Consider the following 19,319-nt stretch of genomic DNA (forward strand, 5'->3'; position numbering starts at 1 on the left):
CATGACCTCTACAGCCGATCATAAATCCAGCACTAATGCTGCTGCTTTTATTCTCCTGGCAGGCGTTAGTGCTATTGGTACCAGCATTGAGAGAGACCAGTCTTTGATGTTGGGCATGGCATTTTGCTCGGCCTTCTTTGCATATGTCTGGCTATGCAAGTTCCCCCCTACCCAAAATCAGTCATTGTGGCTTGGCCTAATAGCACGTGGGCTATTATTTTTCCACCTACCCACCCTATCAGACGACATCTACCGCTTCTTGTGGGATGGCTACCTCCTCCACACAGACCTGGACCCCTACCTGTATACTCCTGAGCTATTGATCTCGCACGAAGCTTTACCGGCCAGCATTCCCACAGAGCTATATTCCAGGCTCAATTCCCCAGGATATTTCACCATATACCCACCTTCCAACCAGCTCATTTTTTGGCTAGCCACCTGGTCAGACGACTGGCTCACCGCCACCAATGTCATACGCGGCTGCCTGGTGGGCGCAGAGCTGGTTAGCTTATTCTTGTTGCGAAAGCTGCTCGCTAACTTCCAGCTCTCCAGGCACCTGGCCAACTGGTACTGGCTCAACCCGCTTATCATATTGGAATTCACTGGAAACATCCACTTTGAAGGAATAGTCATTGCCTTTTTACTTCTTACTATCTACTTCTGGCAAGTACATCGTCCGGTACTTACAGGACTGGCTCTAGGACTGGCTGCAGGCACCAAGTTATTACCCCTCATCTACCTTCCGGCGCTACTTTTTAGAACAAGTCGAAAATCCGGAATCCTGGCATGCGGCATAGCAATTCTTGTATTTATCATCGTCATGGCTCCAATGGTGAGTGGGGCATTTATCCAAAGCATGTCTACAAGCCTCGAACTCTACGTCCGCAAGTTTGAATTCAATGCGAGCCTGTATTTTGTCTTGCGCAGCATTGGATATTGGATAAAAGGCTACAACATCATCAACACCCTGGGGCCAGCCCTGGCAGCCCTCACCGCAATAAGCATTTTCACCTGGGCCTGGCAAGCCCGCACGCGCCCTGTGCCTTTAGTACTGTTGGGAAGTCTAACGATCTACCTGCTCCTGGCCACCACTGTGCACCCGTGGTATGTACTCCCCCTCATACCACTGGGCATACTATCCGGGCTGTACTATCCTATCGTTTGGTCGGCCATGGTCTTTGTTACCTACTTCGGCTATAGTACTAGCGGATTCGAACTATCTGCTATTTGGGTTGTTGTCGAGTATACAGTTGTTTTTCTTTACGCTGGATTCGAACTCTACTCAAAATACCATGCACAGGATGCATAGACTTTGGATTTTCCTACTGTCGCTCGCATGGCTTCCTGCCTGTGACCAGAAGACCTTTGATGAAAAAATGCAAAGTCTGTACAGTCAGTCTGTGCCACTCATCACCCACTCCGAGCTGCAATCGCTACTCAAAAAACCCGAGCTACACTTGCTAGACACGCGTGAAAAGCGAGAGTTTGACGTAAGTCATCTTCCTAATGCGCTCTGGGTAGGCTTCAAGGATTTTTCGCTACAGCGTGTGGCTAATCTCTCCAAAGATGACACGGTGGTAGTATACTGCTCAGTAGGGTACAGAAGCGAACGCATCGGCGAAAAACTAAGAAAAGCCGGCTATCAAAATGTCTTCAACCTCTACGGGGGTATCTTTGACTGGAAAAACAAAAATAACCGAGTAATTAACAACCAAAACGAGCCAACCGACAGTGTCCACACATACAATAAGAAGTGGTCACAATGGCTCTACAAAGGCACAAAAGTTTATGAGTAACAATAGCAAAAACCTTCTGATCGTATTTGTGAAAAACCTGATCCCTGGCCATGTAAAGACACGCCTGGCCAAAGATATCGGGATCGATGGAGCGCTAGATGTATACAAATTTTTAGTAGAGCACACCTACGAGATCACCAAAGAGCTTGAGTTTGACAAAGCAGTCTTTTACAGTGAATACGTAGAAATCGAAGACATCTGGGACACGGATGAATATAAACTACTGATCCAAAAAGGGCCAGATCTGGGAGACCGTATGCTCAATGCCTTCAAGCATGGCTTTGATAAAGGCTACGAAAAGGTAGTAATCGTAGGTACGGACTGTTTTGAGTTGAAAACCGAGCATATAGAAGAAGCCTTTGACCAGCTCAGTGAGCATGATGTGGTGATAGGGCCTGCCAGCGATGGCGGATACTACATGATCGGTATGAACAAGCTGTACCCGCAGCTTTTCCACGACAAAAAGTACAGTCACGAAAATGTACTCAAAGATGTACTTACAGAGATCGGCCAGATGAATGCCGATTTTCACCTACTACCAGAGCTCAATGATATTGACACCTTTCAGGACCTCAAAGACTCTGACATAGATTTTGAATTTGTGAGCCCAGAAGATGAAGACGCTTAAACAACTCACGTGCCTGCTAGGTGTAGGCCTCAGCTCTATTGCCTGCACCAATGCGCCCATCTCCCAACCAGAGTACATCAATGGCGACTGGGCCAAAACAGAACTATGGGATGATGGCAAAGCTGAGGTGGCTATTTATGATGCCACCCGAGTGATCTATGGCAAGCCCCGTACCTTCGATTATGTGTATGTGCTGGTCAAAGAAAGTTTCAACAAAGCCTACCAGGTAAAAACAGACGACTACAATCGTGACGACCTCTATGAGGTGATGAAGGTCAACAAGTTTTGTAGAATCCCTACTCAGGCTTACCCGTATCATTTCTTAACATCCGTATTTTTTCGCAGAGAAAGTCCATCCACAGTCCACAAACTAACCAACACCAGCCAGGAGTGGTGCGGCAATACTGCCAAGAGTTTTACAGAGGGTCAGTTTAAATATAACTATCAGTACATGAGCTATTGGGACGGGCAGGGCAATGGCAGCATGAACGTCACCAAAGGCCCTTGGTTTGAAGACCAGCTAAGCTATACCCTCCGCACGCTGAAGTTTGCTGACGGCCTACAGTTTGACATAGAAATGTACCCCAGTGAGGTGAATAGCAAAGCGACAGAACCTATAGCATCAACCTGCAGCATTTCCGTAAACCGTGTGCCCTTCGAATGGCCAAAACAGGAGGTACTGGAAGTAAAAGAGGCATGGAAAGTAGATGTAAAACGGAGCAATGGACCAAACCTGTCTTATTGGTACAGTACCGACTATCCTAACTATCTACTAAAAATGGAATCAACTGACGGACGCTCACTCTCGCTAAAAGATCTGTCGAGGGACGCTTACTGGGCGCATGAATAAAAAAACGGCCCTGGAGCAATAGCCCAGAGCCGTCCTGCACATAACGAACGTTTAACTACGAACACGTAGTATTTTCAAAATTGGCGTCCCAACATCTCCAGTCAGCATCACCAAAATGTGATTCAGATTTTACTCGTCCTTCTTTTGTGGTTTCGTTGAAGTAGATGGTGGCGTCATAGTCCTGATCCGACTCGCTATCTACAGACACTTCATAGTAGTGCGAAAATCCAGCCTCATCAGCCTCTCCATAGGCAATGAAGCTTCCTTCCTTATCAGACTGCTCATCGATCAGCACATACTTAGACTGTACGGGCTCCCCATCTTCTCGTGTCCATTCGATTTCCAAAATTTCTCTAGACTCATCAGGCCCGCCGTATAGCGTCCATTCCCCGCCGGTGTTGTCCACACGTGACTCACCAGAAAACCATAGAAAATCCTCATACTGACCATCAAGCGAAAGGTACATTTCCCACTCCACTTCTTCTCCGTCATCATCACGCTCCGCAAAAAGCTCGGCCGTAAGCGATTTACCATTTACTGACACCGTGTATTCAGACTTCCATCTTTCCTGATCTTCCAGGTAGGTAAAGCTATTGTTGAATGCTTCATCAAAAGCAGCTGCTGGGATCACCAGTGTCACACCGAGAATAGTCTGCCAGAACCCAACATTCACTGCGGCAAATCCAAAATTGTCTTTGGCATAGACGGCTCTTCCTTCTTCATTTTGGGGAAAATTTCCCAAATTGGCAGAAAGTGATGCCTCTGGAGGCAGGGTTGGAGCCTCTCCCGGATTAGTCTCTGAGTCATCCGAACAGCTCGAAATAAAGGCTGAAAGGGCCACTAGAAGGCCTATTAGTATTATTCCATGTCGTTTCATAGTGCGATATTATTTTGGTTTCGCACTATAAGTTTCAAAGCTTGTGCCAGAATGCTTACACAAGCTTGTCCATATCCCGGATCAAGATCCTCCTCCGATCAAAGTTGATGATATTTTCTTCGCGCAGTTCATTGAGCACCGTGGTGACGGTCTGCCGTGAGGTCCCTGTGAGGCTTGCAATATTTTTATGGGTCAGGTGATTTTTGATCATCATCTCAAACCCCACTTTTTGTCCTTTTTCCTCGGCCATTTCGCGTAGAAAATCTACGATTCGGGAGCGTGCATCTTTAAAAACAAGAGACTCTATTCGGCGCTCCATTTTTCGCAAACGAAAGCCCATGATCTTAAATATCTTCAAGCTCAGCTCCTGGTTTTGCTGCATGAGTGCTTTCAACGAATCGATCGTCATCGGGCACACTCGCGTGTTGTTGTCCATGGCTTGTGCAAAATCTGACCTCCGATCTTCTCCGGCAAGGGCCAACTCCCCAAAAATCTCCCCTTTGGCCAATATGGCTTTTACCATCTCTGTACCATCTCCCAGATAACTTCCGATTTTGACCCGGCCATCTGCTATCATATAAATGTTCATAGATGGTTCATCAGGGAAATAGATAAATTCATCACGCTGATACAAATGGGGATTGTGCTTATTTTCTAAATCGGAGGTTTTGGTAGGGCATAGTATTTCAAAAAGGTCTACATCTTCGAAATACCATATTTTAGACTTGTCACTCATTTGGTAATCACAAATTGGATGGCTATTCAATTCAATAACTTGATAAGTCAGCAGTTAAAGCGCATTTTTGCACCTCGTAGCTGATTTAATGTAAGTCTAACAACATTTGATGGTAAATTGTCTCATTTATGGACTATTTAAACTTAAAAGCCCTTCACATCATCTTTATCGTCACCTGGTTTGCCGGGCTTTTTTACATCGTGAGGCTGTTTATTTATCAAACAGAAGCACTGCAAAAGGCCTCTCCCGAGCGAGAAATTCTCTCCAACCAGTTGAAATTGATGGCCAAGCGACTTTGGCTGGGCATCACATGGCCATCAGCCATACTCACTCTCATCATGGGCAGCAGCTTATTGATCAGCCAACCCGCCTGGCTTCAGCAGCCATTTATGCACATCAAACTCACGCTGGTGGCCTTTTTGTACGGCTACCATTTTAGCTGCCATTACCTTTACAAAAAACTCCAAAAGGGAGAAACTAAATACAGCTCCAATCAATTAAGAATTTGGAACGAACTGGCTACACTTTTTTTAGTGGCTATCGTATTTCTGATAGTTGTCAAAAATCAAATCAATTGGATATGGGGTACCCTGGGCATTGTTGCCTTTGGTGTCATCCTGATGCTGGCCATCAAAATCTATAAAAGAATTAGAGAACAAAAACACTCATGAAAAACCTCGTAAAAATCTACAGTCTGCTCCTACTCCTGATAGCCATGGGTGCTTGTGATCAGGTGAAATCAGATTATGAACTACCGATCCTTGGTCGCAAAGAGTATGTAGACAAAGTAGTGGATGGTAAAACTGTCAAAGACACCATTTACCACACCATTGCTGAGTTTGAATTTGTCAATCAGGACAGCAGTATCGTAAACAACACCACGTTTGCCAACAAGGTATATGTGGCGGACTTTTTCTTTACTTCATGCCCTACCATCTGCCCCGTGATGAAAAAGCAAATGCTCCGGGTATATGAAAAATATAATGACAATCCCAACTTTGCCATACTCTCTCACAGCATAGATCCTGAACATGATACCGTGGCGTTACTAAATGATTTTGCCCAGCGCCTCGGGGTAACTTCTGACACCTGGCATTTTGTGACTGGTGACAAAGACGAAATCTACGACATAGGTGAGAAGAGCTACATGGTGGTAGCCAATGAAGACCCTAATGCTCCGGGAGGGTTTATTCACAGTGGTGCATTTATACTGGTAGATCAAAAAGGCCGCATTCGGGGAGTATATGACGGCACTGTACCCGAGCAGGTAGACATCCTTATTAATGACATAGCAAGATTGACAAAAAAACCGGATGCGAATACTTAAACAGGCCTTTACTTTAATTATATGTGGAGTTTGGCTAGTAGCCTGTACATCTTCATCAGACAGACAGGGAGAAAGTTCTCATGCAGAAAAAGTAAAACTCCAGCAGTATATGGTGCAGGGCAAGAAGCTGTACGAAACCTACTGTAGCAATTGCCATCAAACCGATGGGAAAGGGTTTGCAAAGCTGTACCCTCCTCTGGCTGGAGCAGACTATCTGCTCGACAACCTCCCCGCGGCGGCATGCATCATCAAAAATGGGATGGAAGGTGAACTAGAAGTGAACGGAGTGACCTACAACCAAATGATGCCGGCAAACCAATCGCTCACTCCGCTGGAAATAGCCGAAATACTGACCTACATCTCCAACTCCTGGGGCAATGAATCCGGCCTAAGCAATGCGCGGGATGTGAGTATTTGGCTCAACAGATGCCAGTAAGCCACACAAAAAAGCCGTCTCACATACCTTGATCTGAGACGGCTTTTTTGTACGAGTAGGTTGCTCAATCTTCCAGAGCTTCCCTTCCAGCTTTTAGACTGTTGTTCATGTCATCAGACACCTTTTTTATCCCTTTGAGCTGGTCTTGGAGGTAAGCTTTCACCTCCTCCTCAGAACCCTCAAAGTTTGGGTTAAACTTACGCATCCAATCCATCATAGACTCATTGGCCAGCTCTATCTGGGTCGCTAGCTCCTGGTATTTGGCAGCCATCACAGAATCTGTAGCACTTGAATCAGCCATAGCCAACAATTCCTTTTGGGTAGTTCTAAGCTCCCCCATTTTTGGCATCACTTCATCGTGCACAGCCATCACCTGAGTTTTTAAGTCTGCAGGAGGTTTTTCTTCCGTTTGCTGCTTTTTAGGCGAACAGGCTGCAGCCATTAAGGCCACAATCATCACAGTTAGGTATTTCATAGTATCAATTGGTTTTTAATGTAGCGTCTTTGAGGATGTACATGAGCTGATCTACATCCGAATCGTTCAGCGCAAGCGTACCCTTTACGGTCACCTTTTTAGCCGTATACTTCACGGGTTCTTTGAGGTACACCTCGGCAACAGACTCTGGCCCGGCACCCCCACAAAAAAAGCACGAAGCTACCGGCACAGAAGAAATGATCAAATGGTCTGGCTCAAACATCCCCTCGAAAGGAATGATGTATCCAGACAGCTCTATTTCGGTGCCTTCCAGAGCTTGTATCGATGGCCCAAACTTGGGCACATAGATCTCCCCATACTCATCTGTAGATTTGGAGTACTCCAGCTTACTCAGCGTATTCCAGTTTTCTGAAGAAGTCTGGGCTAAGGCACCAAAGAGTGCTGAAATGAGTAATGCTATTGTCAATGTTGTTTTTTTCATTTTATCCTTTTGCTAAAGTCTTAGAAATATCCGTCTTGTAGGCCATTACGGCCGGGATCAGGGATGCCACCACGCCTATGGCCAGGCAGCCCGCCAGTACCAGCCACTCCTCCTGCAATATGACCCATGGCTCGGGGGCTATGCCCCCTATAGTATTGGCCACCACCTGCATAGCTACATGAGCAATCACCAGGCCAGAAATAGCTCCCGCAAAGGTAATGAGCAAACCCTCAATAAGAATATGTGCAAATATCTGCCTTCTGGTAGCACCCATAGATCGCATGATGGCTATATCAAACTTTCGCTCTTTTAGTGAATTGAGCAGTGCCACAAATACGCTAATGGCAGAAATGATAATAATCAAAAGGCCCAGGCCATTTAGCACCTTCACTCCTACGCCGATAATATTAAAAAGTCTGGCTGTTTCGAACGCCGGGGAGGCTGCCTGAAAGCTGCTCTCACTGTTGATAGACCGGGGGAGCATCACTGCCCCCATGGGAGAGCGATAGCTAATGAGCAGGGAAGTAATTTCTTTTTCATCAAACTCTTCAGACGTGACCGATATACCTAAATGGCTGATTTCAATCAATGAATCCTCCTCATGGTGGTGATGCTCTCCTTCATGCTCATGCACCTCCCATACACTATGAATGCCCGTCACGATCAGCTTATCCATCACGGTATATGTAGGCTTCATCACACCTACTACCTGGAAGGCATGCCCTCCATGGGCTTCTGCATCTTCGCTTAGCCCATGCTGGCTTTCGAAGGTATCACCAACCGACAGCCCCTCTTTCTGAGCCACTTCAGCTCCTACTACCACTTCCATGTGATCTTCAAACCATTCACCTTTTGCCAGCTCAGCCTTATACAACCGGGGGTAATCCTGGGTAGAACCTACTATCCTGAAACCGCGATAGCTATCTCCTAGCGAAAGTGGTATCGCAGAACCAATATATCTACTCTTACTTACACGAGCAGCCTCTTTCAGTCCAATATTCCCAGTAGGAAAATCCACATGAAAGATATTCGCAAGTATCAGTTGCAGTGGGCTTCCCTTAGCTCCTACCACCAGGTCTATCCCCTGAGCATTTTTGGAGATCTCTGATTTTAACTGACTAGAAGCCAACAAAATAATCACTACGATGGTCACACCAAAAGCCAACAGCAACCAACTCAAAAAAGTAGTCAGTGGCTTTTTCACCAAACTTTTCAAGCTGAGATAAGGGATATTCATAGGTTCAAATGGTTCTTAATCTGAGATTTGACACGGTAATCATGAGTGGCCAACACCAGCGAAGCCCCACAAGCCCTGGCCTGTGCTTTGAGCAAGTCCACTACAGCTTCGCAGCTTTGGTCATCCAAACTAGCAGTAGGCTCATCGCCAAAAATAACCACAGGCTTATTGACCACAGCTCTCGCTATAGCCACCCGCTGAGCCTGCCCCTGACTGATCTGATGAGGAGCCCTGTGCGCTAAATCGGCTATGCCCAGATCTTCCATTACGTCAGCCACTTTATCCGCAGAAGTTTTACCCAAAAAGGTAGCCAGCCGAATGTTTGCTTTTACCGTGAGTGAAGGAATCAAATGAGGCTTTTGAAAAACAAAACCTATATGATCACCACGAAACCTGTCAAGCCTGGAATTGCTCAGATCGGAAATACACGTATCACCAATCATCACTTCACCTGTAGTAGGTTTTAGCAAGCCAGACATCAAATGCAACAGAGTAGTTTTGCCACCTCCAGAAGGCCCCAAAATCAGTGCGTGCTCCTTCGGGGTTAGAGACCAATCCGGAAAACTCAACTCCTTCTGCTCGTCAAATCGATAGCTTAATTCTTTAATTCGTATCAATTATTCTTGGTATTATTATATTTAAATGAATTTATTCAGTATATTACTTCAATACGTCCATGTAAGAACCGGACCTTAGCTACTAAAGTTACTCACTATACCAGCAGTATTATGTCATTAATTGTTTTTCCAATTATCATCGTCAGTGCTTTGTATTATGCCTACCGTACCCGACTTAAAAACTCGAAGGCAATCGACTCAAACGGTCATTGATTTGATGCCGATGATGAATCACATGTGTATCTAAAAAACGAATCATTTGCGGGAGTGTTATCCTTCCAGCCAAAGGATGCCTGTAAATGGCCTTTTTCAAAAAGCGATCAGGATACGAATTGATAAAATCCTCCAGGTCAGCGCTGTTTTGCTGTGCCTCAGCATGAAGAGCGGCCAGATCAAACTCATTGCCTGGCGCTTCCACTACAGCCGGAGCCTTGATTTTATATTTAGACTTCAGGATCAGGTAGTATGCATGTATACGCATGGTACGCACAAAACTTCGGTCAGGCAGGTCCTCTCCAGCAAGGATCTTCTTCTTGCAATAAGCCAGTGACGTGCGTTCAGAAAAGTTGAGATGATGAAGTACCTGGGCTATGGACCACTGATTACTCGCTGGCTGCCACTGTAGCTGCTCAGTAGATAGGTCATGTAGCTGTTTATACAGCGCTTCTTTCCGCGACTTCAGACGTAAAAAAGGCTTTTGTAGTGTGGGGCTCATGCTGCGCAAAATAGTGAAAGGATGCCAATAAAGTGATTCTGACGCTGTGTAATCCACCTTGCTTTACATTTCAAAAACAAGTATATTCGGGCAGACTTTCGTGCGAAATGTCGATAAACCACCCATAGCCGTTGCCTACGTTGAACAGATGCAGGCAGGATTAGTCTTAGCTGACTAATTCTACTAATTTTATGAAATATTAAAATAATTTTGCGGCATTCGCCTAAACCATAATCGGCAAAAGAACTTATGCACGTATTTGACATTATTGCGCTGTTCATATTTTTAGCAGGGCTATTTATCTTCGTCAACACCTACTTTCTAAAACTTCCCTCATCTATTGGGTTGATGATCATGGCTATTGTGCTCTCTGTAGTGCTATTAGGTGTTGGACAGATTTTTCCGGGATTGAAAATAGGTGCCGCAGAACTGGAAGAATACGACTATGCTGAAGTCCTCTACCACGTAGTGCTGTCATTTATGCTCTTCTCAGGAGCATTAAACATAGATTTCAAAAAACTCAGCAAACAACGCACTCCTGTTCTAGTGCTGGCTACCACGGGGGTACTGATCTCCACTTTTGTGATTGGTACATTGATCTACTACATGCTTCACTTCGTGGGCATAGAGCTAGACTATCTGTACTGCCTGGTGTTTGGCGCACTAATATCTCCTACAGATCCCATTGCTGTCACTAAAACTATCAAGCGGTTTAACCTGGCGAGAGACCTTGAAATCAAAATTGCCGGAGAATCACTTTTTAACGATGGAGTGGCTGTAGTGCTCGCTCTCACGCTACTAGACATAGCTCATGCAGGTGAAGACCACCCGCTATCGGTATTTGAGACCGCATATATTGTAGGTGCAGATATTGGCGGGGGCATATTCATCGGGCTGTTTCTAGGCTATCTGGGCTACCGATTGCTCAAATATGTAGACAATGATGCCGTGGAAGTAGAGATACTTATTACGCTGGCTGTAGTCATGGTTGGGTCCTTTTTGGCAGATTTTGTTCACGTATCCTCCAAACAGGCCGCTGTGGTGATGGGACTGGTGATTGGCAATGAAGGCCGAGGCGAACACGTGACGAGTGCTGCAGGAGATTATGTCTTCAAATTTTGGAACCTTCTGGAGGAATCCCTCTCTGCCATGCTTTTTGTTCTCATAGGCCTGGAAATGCTCGTAATCCCCTGGAGGTTTGACTACTTTGCCGCTGGCTTTTTTGCTGTTAACATCGTACTCTTTGGCCGCTGGCTGAGTGTCTTTATCCCTATAAAGCTGATGTCGGTCAAAAGAAGCTTTGACAGCAACACGATACCTGTACTTACCTGGGGAGCACTCAGAGGTGGCTTGCCCATTGCGCTTTCGTTATCACTTACAGAGTTTCACGGCAAAGACATCATCGTGACCATGACCTATATAGTAGTCGTTTGCTCGGTACTATATCAGGGGCTGTCTGTACCCATTCTCATGCGCAGCTTTTCCAACAAAGAATGACCTATCGCCGTATTGCCTAGAGTAGTTACTTTTGGCTCTGCAAAAAACCATCCTATGAATCGTTTTAGACCGTACGGAATCATCGCCCTCCTGTCGCTGTGCTGTTTATTTGGCTGTGACAAGGACAAAGGCGAGAGTTCAGAACAAGCCAAAACCCCTAGAATCAAGAAAAAATCACGACTTCTAACCCCTAAGTCAAACACCAAATTTGTATTGGGGGAGTCCATCAGCTTCGAGCTGAAAAGTGACCTCACCATAGACTCTGTACTACTGGACGATGGAGTGAAAACCACGCGGTATGATGAACTTGCCTTCGAGTGGTTGTCTAAAGACATGGGAACTGGCAAGCAGCGACTCAGACTAGATGTATATGGGGAAGGGCAAAAAGAAACACACTACGCCCGGCTCACCTTTCTTTCCGACGTAGCACCGATTAAATACACGTATGAAATAGTAAAAGAACTGAATCACGATCCTACAGCCTATACACAGGGTCTGTTTTTTAGTGGTGACACGCTGTTTGAAAGCACAGGCAGAGAAGGGCAGTCCCGACTAATCAAAAAACGACTCGATGGTAAGGAATATAAATCAGTAAACCTCCCCTCCGAATATTTTGGCGAAGGCAGTACCGAATGGGAAGACAAAATCATCATGCTCACCTGGACGGGAAACACCGGTTTTGTCTTTGATAGATCGCTGAAACAAACAGGCACTTTCCACTACAGCCATGAAGGCTGGGGAATCACCACCTATGGAGACACCCTCATAGTAAGTGATGGCTCTGAGGTATTACACCTTCTAGACCCTCGTGATTTTTCTGAAATAGGCAAACTGGAGGTCTATGACCATAAGCGGAAGGTAAACCGCCTCAACGAACTGGAAATGATCAACGGCCTACTCTATGCCAACATCTACCTGGAAGAGGAAATAGTGGCAATAGACCCTGCCACTGGCAAGGTGGTGCAACGTATAGACATGAGTGGCATCTCTAGCAAACTGAATACTCGCGACGTGGATGTACTCAACGGCATAGCTTACAAAGCCAACTCAGATCAACTTTTTGTTACTGGAAAATTATGGCCTAAACTTTTTGAAGTTAAATTTATACCCACCAATTAATTCAACCCTAAAATGACATTAACAGACGCAACAGTGAAAATCAAGGGCATGGCCGTAGGCAATGAGGGGAAGGTAAATGCCAAAATCAATTTTCAGTTTCCAGAAGGCACCATACATCTGGATGACACCGTAAGTCCGACATCCATCAGCAATGAAAACAAGGAAGCAGACTGCACCATCAAGATGTCTTTGGACAACTATGGCAAGATGCTCGACGGAAAGCTGAACCCAATGATGGCCTTTATGGCAGGCAAAATGAAAATAGAAGGCGACAAAGGAGTAGCCATGAAACTAGCCTCATTATTCTAAATCCGGCTAGCGTAAAATGTAAATTTTGCCAAATCCATTTTTGAACGACCGATCTCCAGAAGTGAAGCGATGCTGAATAGCCTCGCCCCCCTGACGCAGCACTACCTTATACAGGTATACCCCGTTAGCAAGTAGATCCCCAAACTCATCACGGCCATCCCAGGCATACTGAGAAATGTTGGTGCCTATTCGCAATGGGCCTAGCTCATCTTGTGTAATCTCCCGAACCACCCTACCAGACACCGTAAGTATTTGGATTTTCACTTCATCCGGCAACTCACTCCCTGTGAGCGTAAACACAAAACGAGTAGATGTAGAAAATGGATTAGGGTAAGGATAGAAATGGGTGATGGTAGACTCGTTGATTACCTCGAAGGAAATTTCATACGGCTGCACACCTGAAGCATTCCCACTAGCATCCTCGCCCTGCACCCGGAGCGTATACCTCCCGTCAGTCAGCGGGCCGGGCTGGTAGCTAATTTCAAAATCCTGATCCTCAGACGCAAGCACATATGAAAGTTTAGGATCTGTAAAATGGATACGCTCAAAGTCACAATCCTCGCAAGGAGCTTTCAGATCCACAGATATTCCAGAGGTATCCTGCTTATAAAGGTGTATGTTCTCATCTTTAAACCGAATGAGTATTGAGGGATTGGGAGAAACGATATCTCCATCTAAAATGTAACCTCCATCAAAAGTGACATCCAATACGGGGTTAACATCATCGGCCACCACGGTAGCCGCTCCGGCAAGCTGCAGACTGTTATTGGCAGTGTACTGCTCTGGGCCGGCGGCATCTACCCGTACAGACAGGTGATTGGCCCCCAGCTTACCTATAGTACCAAAGCTCACATCAAAATAGGTGGTATCGCCTTCTAATGGAGCAGATATATGAAAGGTGTTTACCTCCGTGTTGGCAGCGTTCACATTATAGAGCTCGGCACGCACCGTGAGTGAATCACTAAAGGAAGATTCGCCTACATTCGCAAAAGCGAATCGACTCTGAAATTCTTGTCCTTCCTGTAGCGTCTCTGAAGGCAGCGCCACCAAACTTAGCACTCCTTCTGGTGGCAATTCGTACTCCACTCCCCACGAGGCTAACTGGGGAGGCGTCTGATTATCAAAATCACCAAAAGACAATTCCAAATCTAAAAATGGATAGGTCGTAGCATCCACATTGTCCAGAGTAACCTCATCTATACGTGCATTGGAATAAACCCGATTTTTATCACCATCAGGTGTCACGCCCGTCACATCTATATACCAGGAGTCACTAGCTTCTGCCTGCACATCGTAGTACAGCCGCTCCCAATCTACGGCTGGCCCCACCCTTGTAGACAGCACTGCCCCTGAGGTAAATTTACTATTGACCTGGCTAATGAGCTCTATAGCTTGCTCACGCAAAGGCTCTGCACTACCATTAGAAGTTACCACCTCGGCTTGTCCGATAGACCATCCTTTTTGGCCCAGAATGATAACTGGCTGACCATCCTCCAAAGCATCTATTACTCCAGACGAAATTCCCACTTGCTCCAAAGATGCTTTTAGCTGTGCATCCCAATTGGAATAAGCCATATCACCAAACGAAAACAGCACCACATGATCTCCATTTTGCATTGTTCCTATCAGGCTATCCAGATATCTCCGTTCACCCAATACATCCTGTTCATGAAAGTTGTGTATCATTTGCGGCAACCGCCCACAAACCAGATCATTTTGCACATCGGCTCCTTGTGCGCCGAATGGACGATAGGGCACTCCACTGGCCTTGTCAAAGACCACAGCATTGATAGCATTGGTACGCTTACATCTGGGATCAGCGGCATTGTCCGTGAGCAATAAGTCCAAGCCGTCTATTATGACCTGATAGTCATCATATCCCCCGGGAAATTCGGGGCCATGGGTGTTGATCTGAATCGGTGTAACAGACTCCAGAAACGTCCAACTCCCCGCACTGGCGTCATAGTTTACCCCTGCAAGCGTGTTTTCCCGAAACTGCCCATTACCTACCTGCCCCCAACCTGTCATCGCATGGTGTGTATATGTAAATGAGGCCTCTACCCAGGTAGTATCCTCATTTTCTCTGGGCTCTTCAAATCGTGTACGCCAATAGACCGTAGTGCTGTCAGGCATGCCGCTGAGGTCCAACGGATACTCCAGATATGCCGCACCTTCCAGGCTGATCGATTGCGAAAAAGGACTACTGAAGTGAAAGGATGTATCTACCTGAAGACTAAACGTCCTGGTTTCTTCTTGAAGGTTAGCCGACTGCCATTTCAACGAAGGGTTGGGATCGCTTATCACCCCGTAAGTCAGTGGGTAGAGCGGAATCGTATTGCCTTTTGGTATAAACAGCGCAAAGGTCGCCTGATTGTTGGACTCATTGAGCTCTTCTAGTTCATTCTCAGGATCGATCGTTATGGTAAATACATTATCACCCTCCACAGCAGTACCTTCCGGGTTACTCACCGTAAACTGCAAGGTGTCCAGGCTCCAGATCCTACCAAAAGACCGACTACTGGTAGTCTGGCTACCGTCTGCAAAAGATCGTACCACCGAAATACGTATGGAGTCAGCATTAGTCTTACCGAAGTTTTTAACAGGAATATGTAATGCAAAAGAATCAGAGCTTGCCAGGATCTTAGCCTCCTGAATAGGGGAAGCAGATATCTCTCCAGTAGCTATAGCCAGGTCTGGTTTTTGGGCACCAAATACGGCTACTGCCGGATCTCCCTGCAGCAGTGTTTGAAATACTTGCGACTGAGCCACATCGTCGGTTCCGTAATTGGAAAAATAGCGCTGACTAACCTCCAACATGATGTCACCCAATGCCCAACCAAAAGTGCTTTCTTCAGCAAAAGCGAACTTGTAAAACAAATCCGAATACCTCTTTAGGTTTAGTGATAACGCAAAATCAGAATTGGCCAAAAAGGCCACGGCTCCCGCGTTAGGGGTAGCCATCCAATCTTCACCAAAAGTGAACGAGCTTCCACTATTGAAAATCCCTCCTGCATTACACCCATTCACCAGTATTGTAGGGTATTTCCCTTGATTCGCATACCCTGCATCAGGATCTGAAGCCCGGCCTATCTCCATATCAGTTACCACCCCACTGGAGTGCCCAAAAAAAGTAATCAGCCCCACTCCGCCATTCACTTCATTGGCCACGTTGATGAATTTCACGGTCTCTGTACTGTTCTTGCTTATGTTTACGACACTGGCGCCCAGGTAATCCCCCTCTGCCACTTGCTTAAAGTTTTTGACGTAAGTCTCAAACGTGCGTAGCTCTCCTGTGGTCTGACCTCCACTCAGCTGAAGGATGTTTTTTCTCCACAGCTGATCAAAAGGCAGCGCATCCATAATTTTCACCTTGTCCAGGTAGTTTTTTACATGGACAGAGGTAAGCGCACTGAGCCGGCCAACGGGCACCTCTGGCACCAATCCTGAAGATGGCACCGCCAACAACATGTCCGAACCCGGGAAACCAAATGTGGGTACATAATGCGTAAAGCTGTCCGGGTTTCGGTAATAGCCTTTATCTACAGTGGTTCCTTTTCCTATGATAAAAACATACTCTAGTGATCCTGCCGCTACCATCGCTCGGATGAGTCTCCTGATGCCCTCAGGCCCCGGGTCTCCATATCCAAACTGATCAAAAATCTGATCTACATAGACTTTTTCTACCTGAAAACCTCCTCCTGCAGCGCTAGACCTGTAAGCTTCAAACCCATCTACAGGGGCTACGCCATCTACTAGCTCATTGAGCTCTGGATGAGAAATGATCAGGTAATTTTTCCCTTCGGTAGTAATCTCTTCCATGGCCGCAGGCTCTATCACGGGCACGGTTTTGGGCGAAGCAACCAACAAAAACGCACGATTCTCGGCCAGAGAGTCATTAAAAACAAACTCTAATCTATCAGTAAAAGCTGTAGCTGCTACCTGAGCAGGCGCATACGGATCCGTAACATCAAACACCCGATATGAAGCACCAGAACTGGTTGTAGCCACTACATACCCTCTGGAAGCAGTGATATCTGGAATGGTGAGCATTTTCTGATCACTGGCGATAAGCTGTTGTGGAAATTCGGCACGCACATAGGAGATACTTTGCCCATCCGTTTGACCTGATACCCCTACTACACGGACCTCTACAATCAGCTGTCCGTCCGAACGCACATCTGACCATTGCAAATTATTATCGAAGGTGAAATGCCCATGCCCTTCAAACTGCGCCTTACCCACCAGGCGTAATGAGCCTGCGTCAGGACCAGCATAAATCTGTGATACATGATTAAAACTACTGACTCCTACCAGCCCTACTTCCAGAGTGGGTATCGGGCCGGTACGCTCCGGGTTGGGTAAAGTCAGCGAAAACGCCTGCTTTCCTCCCTTGGCAATTCTGCTACCGCTCCACCCCTCGCCTTCCAGGTATTTGGGAGACTGTATGTCAAACCCCGAACCAAACCGGGTACCATGTAAATAGTGCGTTGTTTGTAGGTGGAGGTCCTCACCTAAATGATACGGCTGGCGTGTAAGTCCGCTCGCATCTTTGAATGAAGAAAAAGCCATTTGGCTACCAGTGCCTGTAGATTTCCAGGTAAGAAAATAGGTAGACGTATCCGTATAGAGGTTGTAGTAAGTATGTGGCTGATCACTGGGCGTATCATACAGTGAGGTATTGGAAGTACCATCATTCTTCTCTCCGAAAAACTCCAGATAATCTAGCCTACCATCTCCATTCGTATCCCTTGAGCTGATAGCTACCTCTTGTCCATTTCTAAAAACCTGATACCTGCCTGCTGCAATATTGTTCACCGGCACACCCACCCGGGCTAGTTCAGTGGCTGTCACTCTATACAACCCATCTTCTGCTACTTTTAATCGGTAGTAGTCCTGAGCATAGTTGATCCATTCATTGCCAGTGCCCTGACCAAACAGCATCGATCCCACAGAAAGACACAATATCAAAATGCATAGCTTAATCTTCCACATCAAAGTCTACTTTTAGCGAAAACACATGTGAATACAATGCCGCAGCATGATCACCTATATCCGTAAAGGCATAATCAATGGCTACTTCCCGAATCCGAAAGCCCAGACCTACATTTGGCTGATAGGTCCAAGACTTGCTCCCGTTAAAGTCCTTTACCTCCTGAATCTGGCCAACACCTCCGCGCAAGTAGGCGATTGACTTGTATCCCACCTCCAAACCGAAGGCCGGATCTAGAGAAAGGACCTCACTTTTCAATAGGGTGTTACGTTTACCATCCGTTGTAGCAGTAATATCTACGGATGCCAACACCGTGAAGTCATTTATTAATGAAAAAGTCCTGCTTGCTCCAAGGATAAACCGAGGAAGCGTAATTTCTAAAGATTGAGAGGTAAGTGCATTTCCCGTTTGCGCATATGTATCAGCCAGCTCATCATCGGCTATTGCCCAGCTATTGAATGTCCCAAACAAATCACGACCTACCAGCCCAAAATTCCATTGCTTCCAGGTTAGCTGGGCGCCTACATCCAGGCCAAACCCCCAGGAAGTAGCAAAATCCCCAACAATGCGCCTGATCACTTTGGCAGAACCACCTATTCGCAATCCTTGCAAAAACGCCAGCTGGCGACTGTAGCTTGTGAGGAAACCATAATCTGAAGCCGAAAAAAAACGAATGTTATCATAGTTGACGCTCCCATTGGCATCAAACAAAAATCGTGTGTCAGCAATATCATCTACAGAAAATCGTAAAATAGAAACACTGAGGGCGGCACTATCTTCCAGCTTCATGGCAAATGCTCCGTAATCATAATTGGAAATGCCTCCAAAATACGAGGAGTGCATCAGCCCCAGCTGATAATTAGGACTCATCCCCACAAGACCGGCAGGGTTCCAATAGCCAGCAGACACATCTGAGGTATGGGACACCATACTATTGGCCATACCAAACGCGCGTGCATCCACACCAATCGCTAAAAACTCATTGCTATATTTTGGTGTGTTGTCCTGACCGAGAGCTAATAACTCACAGCACATTAGACCGAACCAAAGGAACCAAAATCGAAAATTCATGAACCGTGATTTGTCAACGTAATTTAGAGCAACATTTCAGCATCTTAAAATGTAATTCGACAACACACAAAAATCTGTCGTTTATTAAACTTAAATATTATTTATCAAATATTTAATTGCATTTAATAAAGTTTATTAGCTGTTCAGGCAATATTTACCACCTAGTACTCGGCCATACACAGTACCTTTCCGTATAC

Annotated in this window: 19 protein-coding genes; 10 read left to right on the forward strand and 9 right to left on the reverse strand. The window is 46.0% G+C overall.

Annotation, left to right across the window (positions count from 1 at the left end; genetic code table 11):
• Position 1 precedes the first annotated feature (1 nt).
• Genes C7460_RS09970 through C7460_RS09985 form a run of 4 tightly spaced genes read left to right on the forward strand, consistent with a single transcriptional unit; the run spans position 2 to position 3,274 of the window.
• Positions 2-1,309 (forward strand): glycosyltransferase family 87 protein, encoded by a 1,308-nt coding sequence (locus C7460_RS09970; RefSeq protein ID WP_115867960.1) that lies wholly within the window; start codon positions 2-4, stop codon positions 1,307-1,309.
• Positions 1,302-1,796: a rhodanese-like domain-containing protein gene (locus tag C7460_RS09975; protein ID WP_115868114.1), complete on the forward strand. Its 495-nt coding sequence runs from the start codon at positions 1,302-1,304 to the stop codon at positions 1,794-1,796. Before C7460_RS09970 ends, C7460_RS09975 begins: the two co-directional genes overlap by 8 nt.
• Positions 1,789-2,424: a TIGR04282 family arsenosugar biosynthesis glycosyltransferase gene (locus C7460_RS09980; RefSeq protein ID WP_115867961.1), complete on the forward strand. Its 636-nt coding sequence runs from the start codon at positions 1,789-1,791 to the stop codon at positions 2,422-2,424. The genes C7460_RS09975 and C7460_RS09980 overlap by 8 nt, the downstream gene beginning before the upstream one ends.
• The gene (locus C7460_RS09985) at positions 2,411-3,274 is read left to right on the forward strand and encodes a hypothetical protein (protein WP_115867962.1); all 864 of its coding nucleotides are present in this window, start codon (positions 2,411-2,413) and stop codon (positions 3,272-3,274) included. The genes C7460_RS09980 and C7460_RS09985 overlap by 14 nt, the downstream gene beginning before the upstream one ends.
• A gap of 55 nt (positions 3,275-3,329) precedes the next feature.
• Here C7460_RS09985 and C7460_RS09990 read toward each other — a convergent pair whose 3' ends face one another.
• Both C7460_RS09990 and C7460_RS09995 read right to left on the reverse strand, forming a co-directional pair.
• Positions 3,330-4,151 carry a hypothetical protein gene (locus C7460_RS09990; RefSeq protein WP_115867963.1) on the reverse strand — a complete coding sequence of 274 codons (822 nt, stop codon included), beginning with the start codon at positions 4,149-4,151 and terminating at the stop codon, positions 3,330-3,332.
• A gap of 55 nt (positions 4,152-4,206) precedes the next feature.
• Positions 4,207-4,887, reverse strand: coding sequence for a Crp/Fnr family transcriptional regulator (locus C7460_RS09995; RefSeq protein ID WP_115867964.1), 681 nt, complete (start codon positions 4,885-4,887; stop codon positions 4,207-4,209).
• A gap of 128 nt (positions 4,888-5,015) precedes the next feature.
• Here C7460_RS09995 and C7460_RS10000 point away from each other — a divergent pair, with 128 nt between their 5' ends.
• From C7460_RS10000 to C7460_RS10010, 3 genes are read left to right on the forward strand one after another with little or no spacing between them, the layout of a single operon-like run.
• Positions 5,016-5,558: a CopD family protein gene (locus C7460_RS10000; RefSeq protein WP_115867965.1), complete on the forward strand. Its 543-nt coding sequence runs from the start codon at positions 5,016-5,018 to the stop codon at positions 5,556-5,558.
• Positions 5,555-6,214, forward strand: coding sequence for an SCO family protein (locus tag C7460_RS10005; protein ID WP_115867966.1), 660 nt, complete (start codon positions 5,555-5,557; stop codon positions 6,212-6,214). The genes C7460_RS10000 and C7460_RS10005 overlap by 4 nt, the downstream gene beginning before the upstream one ends.
• On the forward strand, positions 6,201-6,650 hold the full coding sequence (locus tag C7460_RS10010) for a c-type cytochrome (protein ID WP_115867967.1): 450 nt from the start codon (positions 6,201-6,203) through the stop codon (positions 6,648-6,650). The genes C7460_RS10005 and C7460_RS10010 overlap by 14 nt, the downstream gene beginning before the upstream one ends.
• A gap of 64 nt (positions 6,651-6,714) precedes the next feature.
• Here C7460_RS10010 and C7460_RS10015 read toward each other — a convergent pair whose 3' ends face one another.
• The 5 genes from C7460_RS10015 to C7460_RS10035 all read right to left on the reverse strand — a co-directional run bounded on the left by C7460_RS10015 (position 6,715) and on the right by C7460_RS10035 (position 10,136).
• Positions 6,715-7,125: a hypothetical protein gene (locus C7460_RS10015; RefSeq protein WP_115867968.1), complete on the reverse strand. Its 411-nt coding sequence runs from the start codon at positions 7,123-7,125 to the stop codon at positions 6,715-6,717.
• 4 nt (positions 7,126-7,129) lie between these two features.
• Entirely contained in the window at positions 7,130-7,567 is a 438-nt protein-coding gene (locus C7460_RS10020; protein ID WP_115867969.1) for a hypothetical protein, read from the reverse strand.
• Between the two features lies 1 nt (position 7,568).
• Positions 7,569-8,804: an ABC transporter permease gene (locus C7460_RS10025; RefSeq protein ID WP_115867970.1), complete on the reverse strand. Its 1,236-nt coding sequence runs from the start codon at positions 8,802-8,804 to the stop codon at positions 7,569-7,571.
• Positions 8,801-9,421, reverse strand: a complete 621-nt coding sequence (locus C7460_RS10030) for an ABC transporter ATP-binding protein (RefSeq protein WP_115867971.1) — start codon at positions 9,419-9,421, stop codon at positions 8,801-8,803. Before C7460_RS10030 ends, C7460_RS10025 begins: the two co-directional genes overlap by 4 nt.
• Before the next feature lie 175 nt (positions 9,422-9,596).
• Positions 9,597-10,136, reverse strand: coding sequence for a DinB family protein (locus C7460_RS10035; RefSeq protein WP_115867972.1), 540 nt, complete (start codon positions 10,134-10,136; stop codon positions 9,597-9,599).
• Positions 10,137-10,385: 249 nt separating this feature from the next.
• On the opposite strand from C7460_RS10035, the gene C7460_RS10040 reads away from it, so the two are divergent.
• Genes C7460_RS10040 through C7460_RS10050 form a run of 3 tightly spaced genes read left to right on the forward strand, consistent with a single transcriptional unit; the run spans position 10,386 to position 13,061 of the window.
• Positions 10,386-11,633 (forward strand): cation:proton antiporter, encoded by a 1,248-nt coding sequence (locus C7460_RS10040; RefSeq protein WP_115867973.1) that lies wholly within the window; start codon positions 10,386-10,388, stop codon positions 11,631-11,633.
• Between the two features lie 54 nt (positions 11,634-11,687).
• The gene (locus tag C7460_RS10045; RefSeq protein WP_115867974.1) at positions 11,688-12,752 is read left to right on the forward strand and encodes a glutaminyl-peptide cyclotransferase; all 1,065 of its coding nucleotides are present in this window, start codon (positions 11,688-11,690) and stop codon (positions 12,750-12,752) included.
• Between the two features lie 12 nt (positions 12,753-12,764).
• Positions 12,765-13,061: an SCP2 sterol-binding domain-containing protein gene (locus C7460_RS10050; protein WP_115867975.1), complete on the forward strand. Its 297-nt coding sequence runs from the start codon at positions 12,765-12,767 to the stop codon at positions 13,059-13,061.
• A 6-nt stretch (positions 13,062-13,067) separates the two neighbouring features.
• Here the strand turns inward: C7460_RS10050 and porU2 are convergent, their stop codons facing one another.
• Both porU2 and C7460_RS10060 read right to left on the reverse strand, forming a co-directional pair.
• Positions 13,068-18,053, reverse strand: a complete 4,986-nt coding sequence (gene porU2 / locus C7460_RS10055; protein WP_115867976.1) for a putative type IX secretion system sortase PorU2 — start codon at positions 18,051-18,053, stop codon at positions 13,068-13,070.
• Entirely contained in the window at positions 18,040-19,122 is a 1,083-nt protein-coding gene (locus C7460_RS10060) for a putative type IX sorting system protein PorV2 (protein WP_147302908.1), read from the reverse strand. Before C7460_RS10060 ends, porU2 begins: the two co-directional genes overlap by 14 nt.
• Between the last annotated feature and the right edge of the window lie 197 nt (positions 19,123-19,319).

Source organism: Marinoscillum furvescens DSM 4134, assembly GCF_003386095.1.
Classification (GTDB): Bacteria; Bacteroidota; Bacteroidia; order Cytophagales; family Cyclobacteriaceae; genus Marinoscillum; species Marinoscillum furvescens.

Excerpts from the sequence above, each read along its gene's own strand:
- C7460_RS09970 (WP_115867960.1), top strand. The coding sequence starts at position 2 with ATGACCTCTACAGCCGATCATAAATCCAGCACTAATGCTGCTGCTTTT.
- C7460_RS09975 (WP_115868114.1), top strand. The coding sequence starts at position 1,302 with ATGCATAGACTTTGGATTTTCCTACTGTCGCTCGCATGGCTTCCTGCC.
- C7460_RS09980 (WP_115867961.1), top strand. The coding sequence starts at position 1,789 with ATGAGTAACAATAGCAAAAACCTTCTGATCGTATTTGTGAAAAACCTG.
- C7460_RS09985 (WP_115867962.1), top strand. The coding sequence starts at position 2,411 with ATGAAGACGCTTAAACAACTCACGTGCCTGCTAGGTGTAGGCCTCAGC.
- C7460_RS09990 (WP_115867963.1), bottom strand. The coding sequence starts at position 4,151 with ATGAAACGACATGGAATAATACTAATAGGCCTTCTAGTGGCCCTTTCA.
- C7460_RS09995 (WP_115867964.1), bottom strand. The coding sequence starts at position 4,887 with ATGAGTGACAAGTCTAAAATATGGTATTTCGAAGATGTAGACCTTTTT.
- C7460_RS10000 (WP_115867965.1), top strand. The coding sequence starts at position 5,016 with ATGGACTATTTAAACTTAAAAGCCCTTCACATCATCTTTATCGTCACC.
- C7460_RS10005 (WP_115867966.1), top strand. The coding sequence starts at position 5,555 with ATGAAAAACCTCGTAAAAATCTACAGTCTGCTCCTACTCCTGATAGCC.
- C7460_RS10010 (WP_115867967.1), top strand. The coding sequence starts at position 6,201 with ATGCGAATACTTAAACAGGCCTTTACTTTAATTATATGTGGAGTTTGG.
- C7460_RS10015 (WP_115867968.1), bottom strand. The coding sequence starts at position 7,125 with ATGAAATACCTAACTGTGATGATTGTGGCCTTAATGGCTGCAGCCTGT.
- C7460_RS10020 (WP_115867969.1), bottom strand. The coding sequence starts at position 7,567 with ATGAAAAAAACAACATTGACAATAGCATTACTCATTTCAGCACTCTTT.
- C7460_RS10025 (WP_115867970.1), bottom strand. The coding sequence starts at position 8,804 with ATGAATATCCCTTATCTCAGCTTGAAAAGTTTGGTGAAAAAGCCACTG.
- C7460_RS10035 (WP_115867972.1), bottom strand. The coding sequence starts at position 10,136 with ATGAGCCCCACACTACAAAAGCCTTTTTTACGTCTGAAGTCGCGGAAA.
- C7460_RS10040 (WP_115867973.1), top strand. The coding sequence starts at position 10,386 with ATGCACGTATTTGACATTATTGCGCTGTTCATATTTTTAGCAGGGCTA.
- C7460_RS10045 (WP_115867974.1), top strand. The coding sequence starts at position 11,688 with ATGAATCGTTTTAGACCGTACGGAATCATCGCCCTCCTGTCGCTGTGC.
- C7460_RS10050 (WP_115867975.1), top strand. The coding sequence starts at position 12,765 with ATGACATTAACAGACGCAACAGTGAAAATCAAGGGCATGGCCGTAGGC.
- porU2 (WP_115867976.1), bottom strand. The coding sequence starts at position 18,053 with ATGTGGAAGATTAAGCTATGCATTTTGATATTGTGTCTTTCTGTGGGA.
- C7460_RS10060 (WP_147302908.1), bottom strand. The coding sequence starts at position 19,122 with ATGAATTTTCGATTTTGGTTCCTTTGGTTCGGTCTAATGTGCTGTGAG.